We start from the raw sequence: 14113 nt of genomic DNA on the forward strand, positions 1-14113 counted from the left end.
TTTTCGCCGTTAGTATTGGTTTGGTATTGAGCCGGGCAGCGCAAAAGGGAGTGGGTTGATGAGTGAAGCAAAGGCGTTTTGGTTGGGGCGACCGGGGAAAGCGGCAGAGATTGCCACGCCTTTAGGCATGAGCGATCTGCCTGCGGAGGGGTATCATTGGGTGCATCTTTCAGGGCGCGATGAGGACATCGAAGGCTGGTTTGCCAAATCCGGGCTTGACCCGCTGGTGATTGCGGCGCTGACGGCAGAGGAAACGCGACCGCGTTGCACGGTGCATGACGATACGGTTTTGATGAACCTGCGCGGCGTGAACCTGACGCCGGGGTCTGAACCCGAGGACATGGTTTCGCTGCGCATGTATCTGTCGGAGCGTTTAGTGATCACATTGCAGCGCCGCCCGCTTTACGCGGTGCGAGATGTGATCACAGAAATATTGGCCGGGCATGGCGCGCCCGACCCCGGCGAATTGATGGCGCGCATCGCGCTGAGGCTGGCGGATCGGGCCGAGCCGGTGGTGATGGCGCTCAACGAGCGGATTGATGATTTGGAGGATCAGGTGTTGGAGGGCGGGCGCGTGGCCGGGCGCGGGGTGTTGGCGGATACACGACGTATGGCGATTGTGCTGCGTCGCTATATGTTTCCGCAGCGCGATGCGTTGACCACGTTTGAAATCGAAGAACTGCCCTGGCAGCAGCGCGGCGGGCGGGCGCGGGTGCGAGAGGCGTCAGAGCGGGTGACGCGGCTGGCCGAGGAATTGGACGCAATCCGCGACCGCGCACAGGTGATCCACGACCAGATTGCCGACCTGCGTGCCGAACAGATGAACAGGCAGATGTTGGTTTTGTCAGTGGTGGCGGCGATTTTCCTGCCGCTAGGGCTGATCACCGGGCTGTTGGGGATCAACGTGGGCGGGATTCCGGGGGATGGTGTGTCTTGGGCGTTCTGGGCGGTGTGTGGGCTTTTGGTGGTGGTCTGTCTGTTTCAGATATGGCTGTTCCGGCGCATGGGATTAATGGGGCAGGGATAAGGGCGAAAACAATGTGTTGGCCGTATAGCGCCTTTTTGAAGATTGGCTTAAATTTCTCAATTGGATGAGCTTGGAAACCTCACCACTTTGGTTGAGCCGTCCCTATGGGTCATTTGATCAATGCCTTTTTGGGCGAGTTCCCGACACGCGGGGCAAACCGAGTAGCTTTTGGGGAAATACCGATCATTCAGATATGGAAAGACATCGATCCAGTTTTCACCTATCAGAAATGAGCAACATACCGAACATCTCGTGCTGTCATAGTGATCGGTAAAGACTTCGACTTTATTCGTATGCAGGCGTGATTTTGAGTGAAGCAGGTCATGGCGCAATGTCAGGACGCCCTTTTCTTCGGGATGCACGGACATACGAAACATTCTTTTTATTTCAGGGGCGTCGCAGCGATAGAGAATATCGAAACTTTCAGTATCCATCCGGCACGCAAAAAAGATCGCGTTCAGATACGAGGCGGTTTCAAGGCCTTCGACAAAGTCCCAGACTTGTCGCCCGATGACATTTTCTGCCATTGCACCGGGCGTGTCATTTTCAATTGCAAATTGGTCCCACTGTGGACTTACCGAAATGATCCGGTCGCTTGCATCTAATACATATTCACTAGTCTTAATGTCACTCATCGCAACAATAACACAATTCATTTACCTAAATAGCAACTGAAAATGAAATGAGCTTGGCCTGCTGGCCCCCCGGTGATGCCAAGGGGGACACAAGACCTCATGTCGGGTTCAAGTGGTTCGGTCGATCTTGGTTGTCAGGTGGATCAAGCTTTCCGAGCTTCGCACGCCTTTGGCTTCTGCGATGCTGTCGAGGGTGGTGTCGAGTGCTTCGGTTGTGGGCGCGGTCAGTGTGGCGATCAGATCAAAACGCCCCGTTGTGGTGTGGACCTGTTCGACCACGGGCAGCGCGCGCAGACGCGCCATCACCGTGGGTTGGCTGCGTGGTTCGATCGAGATCAGCACGGTGGCGCGGATCGAGGCGCGCATTGGGTGGCCCAGACGCAGGGTATAGCCCGCGATGACGCCGCGCGCTTCGAGGCGTTCGATGCGGGCCTGCACGGTGGTGCGCGCGAGGTTCAGCTTGCGCGCCAGAGTGGCGACGGGGCTGCGGGCGTTTTCGGCCAGTAGCGCCAACAGGCTGCGGTCAGTATCGTCAATTTGCATGGTTTGCCGATCATTATGACGAGGATTTCTGACAAAATAGCAAATATGCCACGCAGATTCGACAAGATTTCAGCAAAAACTGAAAAGAAAACCAGCGATTGAGGCGCCCGAGATGTTTTCTGATGTGACCTTCACCGATCCACGCCCACATCTGCGGCGTAGCCAGCCCGACCATGTGGTGATGTATTTCGATCCTTACGTGTTGCAGGCCACGGCAAGGCGGTTTCAGGCGGGGTTTGACGGGCTTGTGACCTATGCGGTCAAGGCCAATGCGGCGCCGATGGTTCTGGAAAACCTGGTGGCGGCGGGGATTGGCGCGTTTGACGTGGCCAGCCCGCGCGAGATGGAATTGGCGCGCGCGGCAGACCCTGATGCAAGGCTGCATTACAACAATCCGGTGCGCTCGTGCGCCGAGGTGGCTGCGGGGGTTGAGGCCGGGGTGGTGTCGTGGTCGGTCGATGCGATGGGCGAGCTCGACAAGTTGGGCAAGCCGCGGTTTGCGGGCGAGGAAGTGGCGGTGCGGCTGGCCTTGCCGGTTTCCGGCGCGGCCTATGATTTCGGGGCCAAGTTCGGGGCGACGCCCGAGGAGGCCGAGGCGTTGCTGCGCGAGGTTGCACTGCGCGGTTTTGCACCAGCGATGACGTTTCATCCGGGCACGCAATGCGCCGACCCAAAGGCTTGGGCGGAGTATATCCGGGTGTGCGCGGCGGTGGCGAACCGCGCCGGAGTGCGTTTGGAACGGTTGAATGTGGGCGGCGGATTTGCGGCGCATCGCAGTGGGGCTGCGCCGGATCTGGAGGCGATTTTCGCGCGCATTGCTGCCGAGACGCGGGCGGCGTTCGGGGCGGGCGCGGTACGGCTTGTCTGTGAGCCGGGGCGCGCGATGGTGGCGGAGAGCTTTACGCTGGCCACGCGGGTCAAGGCGATCCGCGCCGATGGGGCGGTGTTCTTGAACGATGGCATTTACGGCGCATTGTCAGAGCTGCGCGATATTGCGGGCAGTGATCGCATCAGGGTGATGACGCCGCACGGACACGACCGCGCGGGGCAAGGTGAGGTGCGCAAGGTGTTCGGGCCGACCTGTGACAGTCTGGATTGCCTGCCGGGGCCGGTGGAGTTGCCGCACGATATTGCTGAGGGGGATTATGTGTTGTTTCAAGGGCTGGGCGCGTATTCGCTGGCCATTGCCACGGCGTTCAATGGCTATGGTCTGGGAGAGGTTGTGACCCTGGCCGGGGAAACGCCGGATGTGTGAGCCGGTAATTGGGGCAAACGTTGCGCCAATAAGCATTTTTGCCAAGAAAATGAACGCGGTGGGATTGCCTGTCTGCCGTGGCCCGTTAGGTTGTGTCTTTGCAGGGCGGCAAGGCGGGGCAGGACCATGGAAAAATTCGGAAAATCGCAATCGGTGCGGCGGGTGGAAGACCAGCGGTTTCTGACCGGGCAGGGGCGTTATGTGGATGATATCGCGCCGGAGGGCGCGCTTTTCGTTCATTTCCTGCGCTCGGATGTGGCGCATGGGGCGTTGGGTGCGCTCGATCTGGAAGAGGCAAAAGCGGCGGAAGGTGTGCATCTGGTGCTGGATGGAGCCGGGTTGGTTGCGGCGGGGATTACCGCGGGCATGGCGGCGATGGGGGTCGAAAACCGCGATGGCAGCAAATCGGCGCGCCCCAAGCGCCCGTTGATGGCCGAAGGGCGGGTGCGCCATGTTGGCGAGATCATCGCGATGGTGGTGGCCGACACGCCCGAGCAGGCGCGTGACGCCGCCGAAATAATCATGCCCGAGATTGAAGATTTGCCGGTGATGCTGGCGCGCGGGGCTGGCGAGACCACGTTGCACGAAGCGGCGCCGGGGAACCGGGCGTTTGATTGGGGGATTGGCGACGAGGCGGCGACGGCCGAGGCGTTTGAGAGGGCGTCGCATGTCGTGAGTCTGTCGGTGGAAGACAACCGTATCATCGTGGCGTCGATGGAGCCGCGCGGCTGTTACGCCGAAATGGAAGATGGGCGGCTGCATCTGGCGGTGAATGCGCAGGGCGTTTGGGTGCCAAAGGCGGCGTTGGCCAAGATGCTGGGGATCGCGCCCGAGAATGTGCGGGTGACCAACCCCGATACCGGCGGCGGATTTGGCATGAAGGGACAGCCGCATCCCGAGCAATTTCTGGTGGCGCAGGCGGCGCGGATGTTGAACCGGCCTGTGCGCTGGATGTCGACACGCAGCGAGGCGATGATGTCAGACGCGAATGGGCGTGATCTTGAACATGATGCGGCGCTGGCGTTTGACGAGGATCTGAAGATCATCGGCTATCGGGTGCACACGCGTTGCAATCTTGGGGCGTATAATAGCCAGTTTGCCCAGCTTATTCAGACCGTGTTGTTCAGCCGGGTTTTGACCGGGGTTTATGATATGGGCGCGGTCTGGTTGCAGGTTGAGGGATATTTTACCAACACCGTGCCGGTCGATGCCTATCGCGGGGCCGGGCGGCCCGAGGCGATTTATCTGATCGAGCGGATGATGGACCGGGCGGCGCGCGAATTGGGGGTTGATCCGCTGGAGCTGAGGCGGCGCAACTTTATCGCGCCGGAAGCGTTTCCCTATAAGAGCCTGACCGGGGAGTTGATTGATGTTGGTGAATTTGCCCGCGTTTTGCAGCGCGGGGCCGAATTTGGCGAGCTCAATGGGTTCGCGGCGCGGCGCGCGGCGAGCGAACAAAACGGCAAGAAACGCGGACTCGGGCTTTGTTACTATATTGAAAGTATTTTGGGTGATCCTGCGGAAGGCGCGAAGGTAGTGTTTAACGAGGATGGACGAGTGAAGCTTTTCGTCGGCACCCAATCGAACGGGCAGGGGCATGAAACCGTTCATGCGCAATTCCTGTCCGATCAGACCGGGATTCCGGCAGAGGCAATTGAAGTGGTTCAGGGTGATAGTGACCTTATTGCGCAGGGTGGTGGCACCGGGGGCTCCCGGTCTGTCACCACCCAGTCGCATGCCACCTTGGCCACGACGGAGGCGATGATTGCGGCGTTTGGTGCGTATCTGGCCGAGAAGATGGGGGTCGAGGAGGACGCGGTTAGCTTTGATGATGAACGGTTTCGCGCACCGGGGTCTAACCTGACCCCGACGTTGTTGGAAGCCGCCGAGATGGCGCGTGAGGACGGGCGCAGTGATCTTCTGAGCCATGAGAAACGGGCCAAGCTACCGGGGCGCAGTTTTCCCAACGGGGTGCATTTCGCCGAGGTCGAGATAGATTGCGAAACCGGGCAGGTCACATTGGAGCGCTATAGCGTGGTGGACGATTTCGGCAATCTGATCAATCCGATGCTGGCCGAGGGGCAGGTGCATGGCGGGGTGGCGCAGGGCGCCGGCCAAGCCTTGATGGAGCGGGTGGTGCATGACGATGACGGTCAATTGCTCACGGCAAGTTTCATGGACTACGCCTTGCCGCGCGCCAATGATCTGCCCATGATCGGGTTTGACACCGTGCCTGTGCCGTCAACCGCCAATCCGATGGGGATGAAGGGCTGTGGCGAGGCCGGAACCGTGGGGGCGATGGCGGCTGTGGCCAATGCGGTTGGCGACGCCCTTTGGGGTATGGGGGTGCGGCAGGCCGATATGCCGTTCACGCCCGAGCGGGTTTGGAAGATGATGCAAGATGCCAAGGCATTGGGGTAAAAAGCTTTTTGACTGGCTGAGGCCATGGCAGCGCGGCGGCAAACCGGCTCTGGCGCGGGGCCGTGGGCCGATCATCCATGTGATTATCATGGATGGGACCATGGCCTCTTTGATGCCGGGACGCGAGAGCAATGCTGGGCTGACCTATCGGCTGCTGTCACGGATCGGCGCGCCGGTATCGCTCTATTACGAGTCCGGTGTGCAATGGGAGGACTGGCGCGCGACCCGTGATGTGATGCTGGGGCGCGGTATCAACCGCCAGATCAAGCGCGCCTATGGCTATCTGTCCTCACGCTATCGCCCCGGTGACAAGATTTTCCTGATGGGGTATTCGCGCGGTGCCTTTGCGGTGCGTTCGTTGGCTGGCGTGATTGATCAGGTGGGGTTGCTGAAGGCGGAGTATGCGACCGAACGCAATGTGCAGACCGCCTATCGCCATTATCAAGCCGCGCCGGACAGTCGGGCAGGCGCGGCCTTTCGCCGTGCGCATTGCCACGAAACGGTGGAAATCGAGATGGTCGGGGTGTGGGACACGGTAAAGGCGTTGGGATTGCGGCTACCGATTTTGTGGCGTTGGTCAGAACCGGCGCATGAGTTTCACAACCATGCTTTGGGCCCGTCGATCAAACACGGGTTTCATGCGCTGGCCCTGAATGAGACGCGCGAGGCGTTCGCGCCGGAGCTTTGGCATTGCCCCGACGATGCGTTGGCGCGGGTTGAGCAGGTGTGGTTTGCCGGCGCACACGGCGATATTGGCGGGCAGTTGGGCGGGTTTGATGCGGCGCGCCCACTGGCCAATATTCCGCTGGTCTGGATGCTGGAAAAGGCCGAGGGCTGTGGTTTACCGTTGCCGACGGGCTGGCGGCTGGATTTTCCGACCGATCCGAGCGCGCCGTCGGTGGGGACTTGGATGAGTTGGGGCAAGCTCTTTTGGGTCCGAAGGCGCCGGGTGGTGGGGGAGGACCGTTCGGAGCGGATACATGAAAGCGTAGGCCAGCGCGAAGTGGCGCATTCGGGCGCGCGCGCCGTGGTTTGATGCGAGGTCGGCGGCAAGGGTCAGTTGGTGTTGGGCCTTAGTCGAGCAGGTCGCGTGGCACCACGAAATCGACAACATCGCCGCGGTGGAATTCCACCTCGGACCAGCTTTGCGCGGGCAGATCAGCCACCAGTGTCGCGCCGGTGGGATAATCGTGAAATTGTTCGTGGTCGTGCCGGTCGCTGAGAATCCGATCAGCGAAATTGGCACAGCCAGGATTATGGGTGATAATCAGCACCGATTTTCCAACGGCTTCCTCTTGCAGCGTTTCGAGCAAGACGTTTGTGGACGCGTGATAAAGCGCGTCGAGGTATTTCACCGGCACCGCGCCGAGTCTTAGCCCATCAAGCGTTTCGCGTGTGCGCTGGGCGGTGGAGCACAGCACGACGTCGGGCAGATACCCCTTTTTTGCCAGCCACTTGCCTAGGGCCACGGCGGAGCGGCGGCCGCGTTGATTGAGCGGGCGTTCCTTGTCGCTCCAGTCGGGGTTGTCCCAGCTGGATTTGGCGTGACGCATCAGGACCAGGCGTAGGCTCATTGAAAGGCCCTCATGTGGAATGCCGATTGCGCTGCCACCCTGCCATAAGTCTGTGAGATCGGGCAAGCGCGGCGCACGGCGCAGCCTTGGTTCAGGCAGTCCCGACCTGCGGGGGAAGCGATATGGGATTTGCAGAGCGGCACGTCATAGCCTTGGCGGTTGAGCGCGCCGACCGGGCAGGCGGCAAGGCAGGGTTGGGCGGCGCAGGTATCGCAAGGGTTGGGCGCGGGCGGCGGCAGAGGGTGTTCGCCGGGCAACCGCACGGCACCGCGAAAGCTGACCATCAGACCGGCGCGGGCGTGAACCAGCATTCCGACGGGCGAGGTGAATGCCTGTCCCGAGTGGCGCGCCCACTCCTGAAACGGGGGATAGGGCGGGCCATCGGAGGGAAAGATCGCGGTGCCGCCCCAGTCTGTTGCCAGAGCGCCAATCGCACGTTTTGACCAGCGATCAAGCGGGTCGGGCATGCCATCGCCATATTCCGGCTGGGCCATAAAATGCGCCCAGAAGCCGGGCTCGTGCGGGCCAAGGAGCAGGACCGTCGTGCCGCCCTCATGCAACGCGCCAAGGATTTCGAGCGCGTGGGTTTCGGGGGCGGGCGTCATTTGCGCTTAAATGGCAAGGTGAGGGACCAGCCCAGCCTGGACGGTTTGTCATCGCGCCACTCGAGGCCGATGTCCATTGCGTCATGCCCGGCGCCGGGCTGAGGGATATAGGTGCGAAACATCCGGTCCCAGATCGAGAGTGCGAAGCCATAATTGCTGTCATGCTCGTAACGCAGCGTGGAATGGTGAACGCGGTGCATATCGGGGGTCACGAGGATCAGCCGCAAGACCCGGTCAAGCCGCTGCGGCAGGGCCAGGTTGGCGTGATTGAACATCGCGGTTCCGTTGAGGATGATCTCAAACAGGATAATCGCCAGGGCGGCGGGACCGATGAGATACACAAGGCCGATTTTCAGCAGCATGGAGAGGGCGATTTCGACCGGATGAAAGCGGATCGCGGTGGTGACGTCGAGGTCGCGATCGGCATGGTGAACCCGGTGCAGCCGCCACAAGAGCGGCACCTTGTGCGTGATCAGGTGTTGCGCCCAAATGGCAAAATCAAAGAACAGCACCGCGCCGGTGATTTCCAGCCAGGCGGGCCAATCGACATGGTTGAGCAGCCCCCAGCCATTGGCGGCGGCATCCATCGCCGCGCCGACCGCAAGCAGCGGCAGGCCAAAGGCCAGCGCGCGCAAGGCCACCGTGTTGAGCATGGTGATGCCCCAGTTTGTGACCCAGCGCGTGCTGCGCGGCTGGGAGCGGATGCGACGCGGCGCAAGGGCTTCCAGCGCGGCGAAAAGCGCGAATAGGCCGAGAAAGACGCTAAGCCGAATGGCGGATTCATGTTCCATGGCAGCGAATATAGGGCGGGTCGCCGGGAATCTGAATTGACATTTCCGACAGAGATGCGTGCGGGCGAAAATGCCGCGCTTCGGGGCTCTGTGCGGACAACTCGGGCAGGTTTTTCAGAGCTTGGCGCGGATCAGAGAACCCGCACCGTGTTCGGTGAAGAGTTCGAGCAGCACGGCATGGGGCGCGCGACCATCGAGGATGACTACGGCACGCACCCCGCCCTCGATGGCTTCCAGCGCGGTTTCGGTCTTCGGGATCATGCCGCCGCCGATGGTGCCATCCTCGATCAGGCCGCGGATCTGGGCGGATTCCAGATCGGTCAGCAGGTTGCCCGATTTGTCCTTTACTCCGTCGACATCTGTCAGCAGCAACAGCCGGTCGGCCTTGAGTGCGGTGGCGATGGCTCCAGCGGCGGTGTCGCCGTTGATATTGAAGGTCTCGCCATTCGCGCCGACACCCAAGGGCGCGATAACCGGGATCGTATCGGCGTCAAAAAGCGTTTGCAGGATCCTGGGGTCGACGCGCGAAGGTGTGCCAACGAGGCCGAGTTTCGGATCGGTCGGGGTACAGGTGATCAGACCGGCATCCTTGCCCGACAGGCCGACGGCCTTGCCACCCTGTGCGCCGATGGCTTGCACGATGCGTTTGTTGACGCGACCAGACAGCACCATTTCCACCACTTCCATCGTGGCTTCGTCGGTGACGCGTTTGCCGTTGACGAATTCGGATTTGATATCAAGCCGGGCCAACATGTCGTTGATCATCGGGCCGCCGCCATGGACAATAACCGGGTTGACGCCGACCTGACGCATCAGCACCACGTCGCGGGCGAACTGATCCATGCCCTCATCCGAGCCCATGGCGTGACCACCAAGCTTGATGACGACAATGGCGCCGGAATAGCGCTGAAGGAAAGGAAGGGCTTCGGACAGGGTCCGGGCGGTGGCGATCCAGTCTCGGTTCATGCTCTGATGTCTCATCGCTTCGGTCCTTGGGGTCGGTCTTGCTTATCGCGTTTCGCGCGGGGTGCAAAGCCTTGGCGATTGCAGCGGCCACGCGCGATGTTAGAGTGATACAGTCAGGCAACGAGGGTGCACGCAATGACCAAGAAAACCATGCTTTTGACCGGGGCGAGCCGCGGGATCGGCCATGCAACGGTGCGCCGTTTCAACCGCGAAGGCTGGCGGGTGATTACCTGTTCACGCCATCCGTTTCCTGATGCATGCCCATGGGGGGGTGGGCAGGAAAACCACGTGCAGATTGACCTGGGCGACCCCAAGAGCGCCATCAAGGGGGTCGAAGCGATCCGTGAGCGGCTGAACGGGCGGCTCGATGCGCTGGTCAACAATGCGGGGATATCGCCGAAAGGCCCGGCGGGCGAGCGGCTATCGACGCTGACCACTGATCTGGCGGATTGGGGCAAGGTGTTTCACGTCAATTTCTTTGCCTCGGTGGTGCTGGCGCGCGGGCTGAGGGCGGAACTGACCGAGGCGAAGGGCGCGGTGGTCAATGTAACCTCTATCGCGGGCAATGAGGTGCATCCGTTTGCCGGGGCGGCCTATGCCACGTCAAAAGCCGCGCTGAAGGCGCTGACGCGTGAAATGGCCTATGATTTCGGGCCGCTTGGCGTGCGGGTGAACGCGATTGCGCCGGGCGAGATCGAGACCGCAATTCTGTCGCCCGGAACGCAGAAGCTGGTCGAGCAGATTCCGCTGCGCCGCCTCGGTCAACCCGAGGAAGTGGCGGCGACGATCTTTTTCCTTTGTTCAGACGCCAGTTCATATATTTCCGGCACCGAGATCGAGATCAATGGCGGGCAACATGTCTGACGTCCAAGCTATGCCTGAAATCGCCGGTAATCTGGAGGGCTGAGGAGCCTCCGGCGGGGATATTTTGGGCAAGATGAAGCCGAAGAGCCTTCGCACATTCATCTTTCTCAAAATACTCTGGGGGTTTGGGGGGAAACCCCCAAGAATCGGATCAGACCAAGCCGGCGATGATGGCGCGCAGGGATTCTATGCCGTCACCTTTTTCGGAGGAGGTCAGCACCATCTCGGGGAAGGCGGCGGGGTGTTTGGCCAGCTTTTCGCGCACTTGATCGAGGACGCGGGCGCGGTCTACTTCCTTGACCTTGTCGGCCTTGGTCATGACGCATTGAAAGGTCACGGCGGACTGATCCAGCAGGGTCATGATCTCTTCATCGACCGGTTTGACGCCATGGCGCGCATCAATCAGCACAAAGGCGCGACGCAGGGATTGGCGCCCTGAAAGATATTGTTTCAGCAGGCGTTGCCACTTCTCTACCTTGGCCAGCGGCGCGTTTGCATAGCCATAGCCGGGCAGGTCGACGAGGTAGTGTTCGCTGCCAAGCTCAAAGAAGTTGATCTCTTGCGTGCGGCCTGGCGTGTTGGAAGCGCGCGCAAGGCCGCGGTGATTGGTCAGAGCATTGATCAGGCTGGATTTGCCGACATTTGAGCGCCCGGCGAAGCAGATCTCGATCCGGTCGGCGGGGGGCAGGCCGGACATCGCGACCACACCCTTGAGGAATTCGGCGCCCCCGGCAAACAGCATGCGCCCTTTTTCGCGGGTGAAATCGTCGGGTTCATCGACCAGGGGAAAGGCGAGTTGTTTCATGTGCGCACCTCAAGTGTGTCGCCCTCGTTTACCACGCCGCCCGAGATGACGCGCAGATAGACGCCGCAATCCTGATGGCCGTAGCTTGCCCGCAGGGTGGCGAGTGTCTCGGCGTCGCGGATGCCGGTCTCGGGATTGGCTTCGGTCATGCGGCAGCGGGTGATCGGCTCGACCACTTCGAGTTCGACTTCGCCGAGTTGCAGGGTCTTGCCGACAAGATCGAATTCGGCCCATGGCGCGAGCCCGTCGATCAGAAGATTACCGCGCCATCTGAGCGGCGAAAGGTCGCGCCCGAGACGCTCTTGCAAGGCACGGTGCGAGGCGAGGTTGATCAGCGAGATGGAGGGGAAATCGGTATCGGTCATCGCCCGGTCGGGGGCGCGCACCAAACGCGCGGGTTTGAACTTGGCACCCTCAGTGATCGGGGTGATCCATGCGATGAAACTCTTGGCGTCGTTTTCGTTTTCGGGGTCGATGGTGATCGGCGCGAGATCGGGGTGAGAAAAGGTGAAGGCCTCGCACGCCGCGTCGCTCACGACTTCGATCTGTTGCAGCCGGGGGGCCGAGACGCCACGCGAAAACTGACCTGTCGTTGCCCAGGTGGGGTTTTCGTAGTCAAATTTCGAGCGCTCGTGGGTCACGGCCCAGACCCTGTCGCACGGCATGGCACGGCCCGCTTCCAGCGTCACCATGTCCACCCGCTCGCGGCCATGGGATTTGACCGGGTGGCGCCAGATCTGGACCAGATGCGGGATCATTTCCCGCCCGAACCGCTGCCGGGTTTGCGCTTTAGACCACCGAGGATATTACCGAGCAAATTCGGTTTGTATCCGTGGCTGCGCATGATCAGGTATTGCTGGGTAAAGGTGATGGTGTTGTTGGCGATCCAGTAGAGCACGAGGCCGCTGGCAAAGCTGCCCAGCATGAACATGAACACCCAGGGCATCCACGCGAAGATCTGCTTTTGCACCGGATCGGTGGGCGCCGGGTTGAGCTTTTGCTGGAGCCACATCGAGACGCCGAGGAGGATCGGCATAATCCCGAGAAAGGCGAGGGCCATGATCGATCCCGGTTCGGGTGCATCCCAGGGAAGAAGGCCGAAGAGGTTGTAGAGCGATGACGGGTCGGGCGCGGACAGGTCGCGAATCCAGCCGACCCAGGGGGCGTGGCGCAATTCGAGCGTGACGAAGATCACCTTGTAGAGCGAGAAGAAGATCGGGATTTGCAACAGGATCGGCAGGCAGCCCGAGGCCGGGTTGACCTTTTCACGCTTGTAGAGCGCCATCATTTCCTGCTGCATCTTCTGGCGGTCATCGCCGGCCGCTTCCTTGAGCTTCTCCATTTGCGGCTGCAATTCGCGCATTTTGGCCATCGAAGCATAGGATTTATAGGCCAGCGGGAAGAGGACCAGCTTGATCACGACGGTCAGCGCGATGATCGCCCAGCCCATGTTGCCGATCAGCCCGTTGAGCCAGTGCAGCAGGGCAAACATCGGTTTGGTGATAAAGAAGAACCAGCCCCAATCAATCGAATCGAGGAACATGGGCACTGCGGCCTCGCCCGGTGCGTTTTCATAGGCGCGGATGGTGGCCCACTCCTTGGCCCCGGCGAACAGCCGCGAGGTGACTTCGACGCTTGCGCCGGGTGCCAGTTCGCGGGTCTTCTGCACGGTTTCGGTTTGATAGATGTCGCGGCGATCGTCGTATTTGGCGACCGATTTGAACGCGCCTTCGGCGGGAATCAGTGTGGTCATCCAATAGTGATCGGTAAAGCCGATCCAGCCGCTTGCTTCGACCCGCGTGACGTCGGCGCGCGCGCCTTCATTGGGGTCTATGCTGAAATCGGTCATGTCGGAATAGTCGATTTCCTGATATTGGCCGTCGGCTACGGCCACGACACCTTCGTGCAGGATGAAGAAGTTCTTCATGTCTGCAGGCGTGCCATGACGGGCCAATACGCCATAGGGCGCCAGAGAAACGGTGCCGGACGTGGTGTTTTCGACCTGCTGGGAGATCGAGAACATGAACTCATCGTCGATCGAGATGGTGCGGTGGAACGTCAGGCCTTGGCCATTTTCCCACGTCAGGGTGACGGGGCTGTCCGGGGTCAGCGTGTCGCCGGAAGACAGCGTCCAGAGGGTGTTCGGGCCGGGCACGTTTTCGATGCTGAGGCCGGCGCCGGGCGCCCAGCCAAACAGCGCATAATAGGCCTGATCGCTGCCGAAGGGCGCGAGCAGCGTGACAATGTCGGAGCCGGGTTCGATGGTTTCGCGGTAATTCTTGAGCGACAGTTGGTCGATCCGTCCGCCAAGCAGCGAGATCGAGCCTGTAACCGAGGGTGTGTCGACGGGCACGCGCGGGGCGCTGGCAAGTGCCGAGACGGTATCGGCGCTGGAGGCCGGTGCGGAACCTGTGCCTGCGGGCGCATCGGCCACGGGGCCCCCGGTGCCTGCGGCGGGCGTGGTGCCCGATGTGGTGCCTGACGTCGTAGCTTCTGTGCCGGGCGGCGTGAGCGGTGGTTCGGGCGGCGGGAACATCACCGACCAGCCGATGATCACCAGCATCGACATAGCGATAGCAAGGATGAGGTTCTTGTTCTGATCGTTCATCTTGGGCCCACGCGCGTTC

Annotated in this window: 14 protein-coding genes; 5 read left to right on the plus strand and 9 right to left on the minus strand. The window is 61.1% G+C overall.

Annotation, left to right across the window (positions count from 1 at the left end; all coding sequences use genetic code 11):
* Positions 1-58 precede the first annotated feature (58 nt).
* On the plus strand, positions 59-1027 hold the full coding sequence (locus LZG00_16010; GenBank protein MCF3595496.1) for a zinc transporter ZntB: 969 nt from the start codon (positions 59-61) through the stop codon (positions 1025-1027).
* Between the two features lie 56 nt (positions 1028-1083).
* Here the strand turns inward: LZG00_16010 and LZG00_16015 are convergent, their stop codons facing one another.
* Together LZG00_16015 and LZG00_16020 are read right to left on the minus strand one after the other, a co-directional pair.
* Positions 1084-1662, minus strand: coding sequence for a hypothetical protein (locus tag LZG00_16015; GenBank protein ID MCF3595497.1), 579 nt, complete (start codon positions 1660-1662; stop codon positions 1084-1086).
* Between the two features lie 108 nt (positions 1663-1770).
* Positions 1771-2205 (minus strand): Lrp/AsnC family transcriptional regulator, encoded by a 435-nt coding sequence (locus tag LZG00_16020; GenBank protein ID MCF3595498.1) that lies wholly within the window; start codon positions 2203-2205, stop codon positions 1771-1773.
* 112 nt (positions 2206-2317) lie between these two features.
* Between LZG00_16020 and LZG00_16025 the strand changes: the two genes are divergently transcribed.
* The 3 genes from LZG00_16025 to LZG00_16035 all read left to right on the plus strand — a co-directional run bounded on the left by LZG00_16025 (position 2318) and on the right by LZG00_16035 (position 6917).
* A complete protein-coding gene (locus LZG00_16025) occupies positions 2318-3460 on the plus strand; it encodes a type III PLP-dependent enzyme (GenBank protein ID MCF3595499.1) in 1143 nt (380 codons plus the stop codon).
* A gap of 126 nt (positions 3461-3586) precedes the next feature.
* Positions 3587-5881 (plus strand): xanthine dehydrogenase family protein molybdopterin-binding subunit, encoded by a 2295-nt coding sequence (locus LZG00_16030; GenBank protein MCF3595500.1) that lies wholly within the window; start codon positions 3587-3589, stop codon positions 5879-5881.
* A gap of 88 nt (positions 5882-5969) precedes the next feature.
* Positions 5970-6917 carry a DUF2235 domain-containing protein gene (locus tag LZG00_16035; protein ID MCF3595501.1) on the plus strand — a complete coding sequence of 316 codons (948 nt, stop codon included), beginning with the start codon at positions 5970-5972 and terminating at the stop codon, positions 6915-6917.
* A gap of 37 nt (positions 6918-6954) precedes the next feature.
* Here the strand turns inward: LZG00_16035 and LZG00_16040 are convergent, their stop codons facing one another.
* The 4 genes from LZG00_16040 to argB all read right to left on the minus strand — a co-directional run bounded on the left by LZG00_16040 (position 6955) and on the right by argB (position 9832).
* Complete coding sequence (locus LZG00_16040; GenBank protein MCF3595502.1) at positions 6955-7455, minus strand: histidine phosphatase family protein; 501 nt, start codon at positions 7453-7455, stop codon at positions 6955-6957.
* Positions 7452-8060, minus strand: coding sequence for a ferredoxin (locus tag LZG00_16045; GenBank protein ID MCF3595503.1), 609 nt, complete (start codon positions 8058-8060; stop codon positions 7452-7454). Before LZG00_16045 ends, LZG00_16040 begins: the two co-directional genes overlap by 4 nt.
* Positions 8057-8851, minus strand: coding sequence for a sterol desaturase family protein (locus LZG00_16050; protein ID MCF3595504.1), 795 nt, complete (start codon positions 8849-8851; stop codon positions 8057-8059). The genes LZG00_16045 and LZG00_16050 overlap by 4 nt, the downstream gene beginning before the upstream one ends.
* 114 nt (positions 8852-8965) lie before the next feature.
* Positions 8966-9832: an acetylglutamate kinase gene (gene argB, locus LZG00_16055; GenBank protein MCF3595505.1), complete on the minus strand. Its 867-nt coding sequence runs from the start codon at positions 9830-9832 to the stop codon at positions 8966-8968.
* A 120-nt stretch (positions 9833-9952) separates the two neighbouring features.
* Here argB and LZG00_16060 point away from each other — a divergent pair, with 120 nt between their 5' ends.
* Positions 9953-10681 (plus strand): SDR family oxidoreductase, encoded by a 729-nt coding sequence (locus tag LZG00_16060; protein MCF3595506.1) that lies wholly within the window; start codon positions 9953-9955, stop codon positions 10679-10681.
* Positions 10682-10832: 151 nt separating this feature from the next.
* Here the strand turns inward: LZG00_16060 and yihA are convergent, their stop codons facing one another.
* From yihA to yidC, 3 genes are read right to left on the minus strand one after another with little or no spacing between them, the layout of a single operon-like run.
* Positions 10833-11486, minus strand: coding sequence for a ribosome biogenesis GTP-binding protein YihA/YsxC (gene yihA / locus LZG00_16065; protein MCF3595507.1), 654 nt, complete (start codon positions 11484-11486; stop codon positions 10833-10835).
* A complete protein-coding gene (locus LZG00_16070) occupies positions 11483-12244 on the minus strand; it encodes an MOSC domain-containing protein (protein ID MCF3595508.1) in 762 nt (253 codons plus the stop codon). Before LZG00_16070 ends, yihA begins: the two co-directional genes overlap by 4 nt.
* Positions 12241-14094: a membrane protein insertase YidC gene (yidC, locus tag LZG00_16075; protein ID MCF3595509.1), complete on the minus strand. Its 1854-nt coding sequence runs from the start codon at positions 14092-14094 to the stop codon at positions 12241-12243. The genes LZG00_16070 and yidC overlap by 4 nt, the downstream gene beginning before the upstream one ends.
* Positions 14095-14113: the final 19 nt, after the last annotated feature.

Source organism: Rhodobacteraceae bacterium LMO-JJ12 (assembly GCA_021555075.1).
Classification (GTDB): Bacteria; Pseudomonadota; Alphaproteobacteria; order Rhodobacterales; family Rhodobacteraceae; genus JAKGBX01.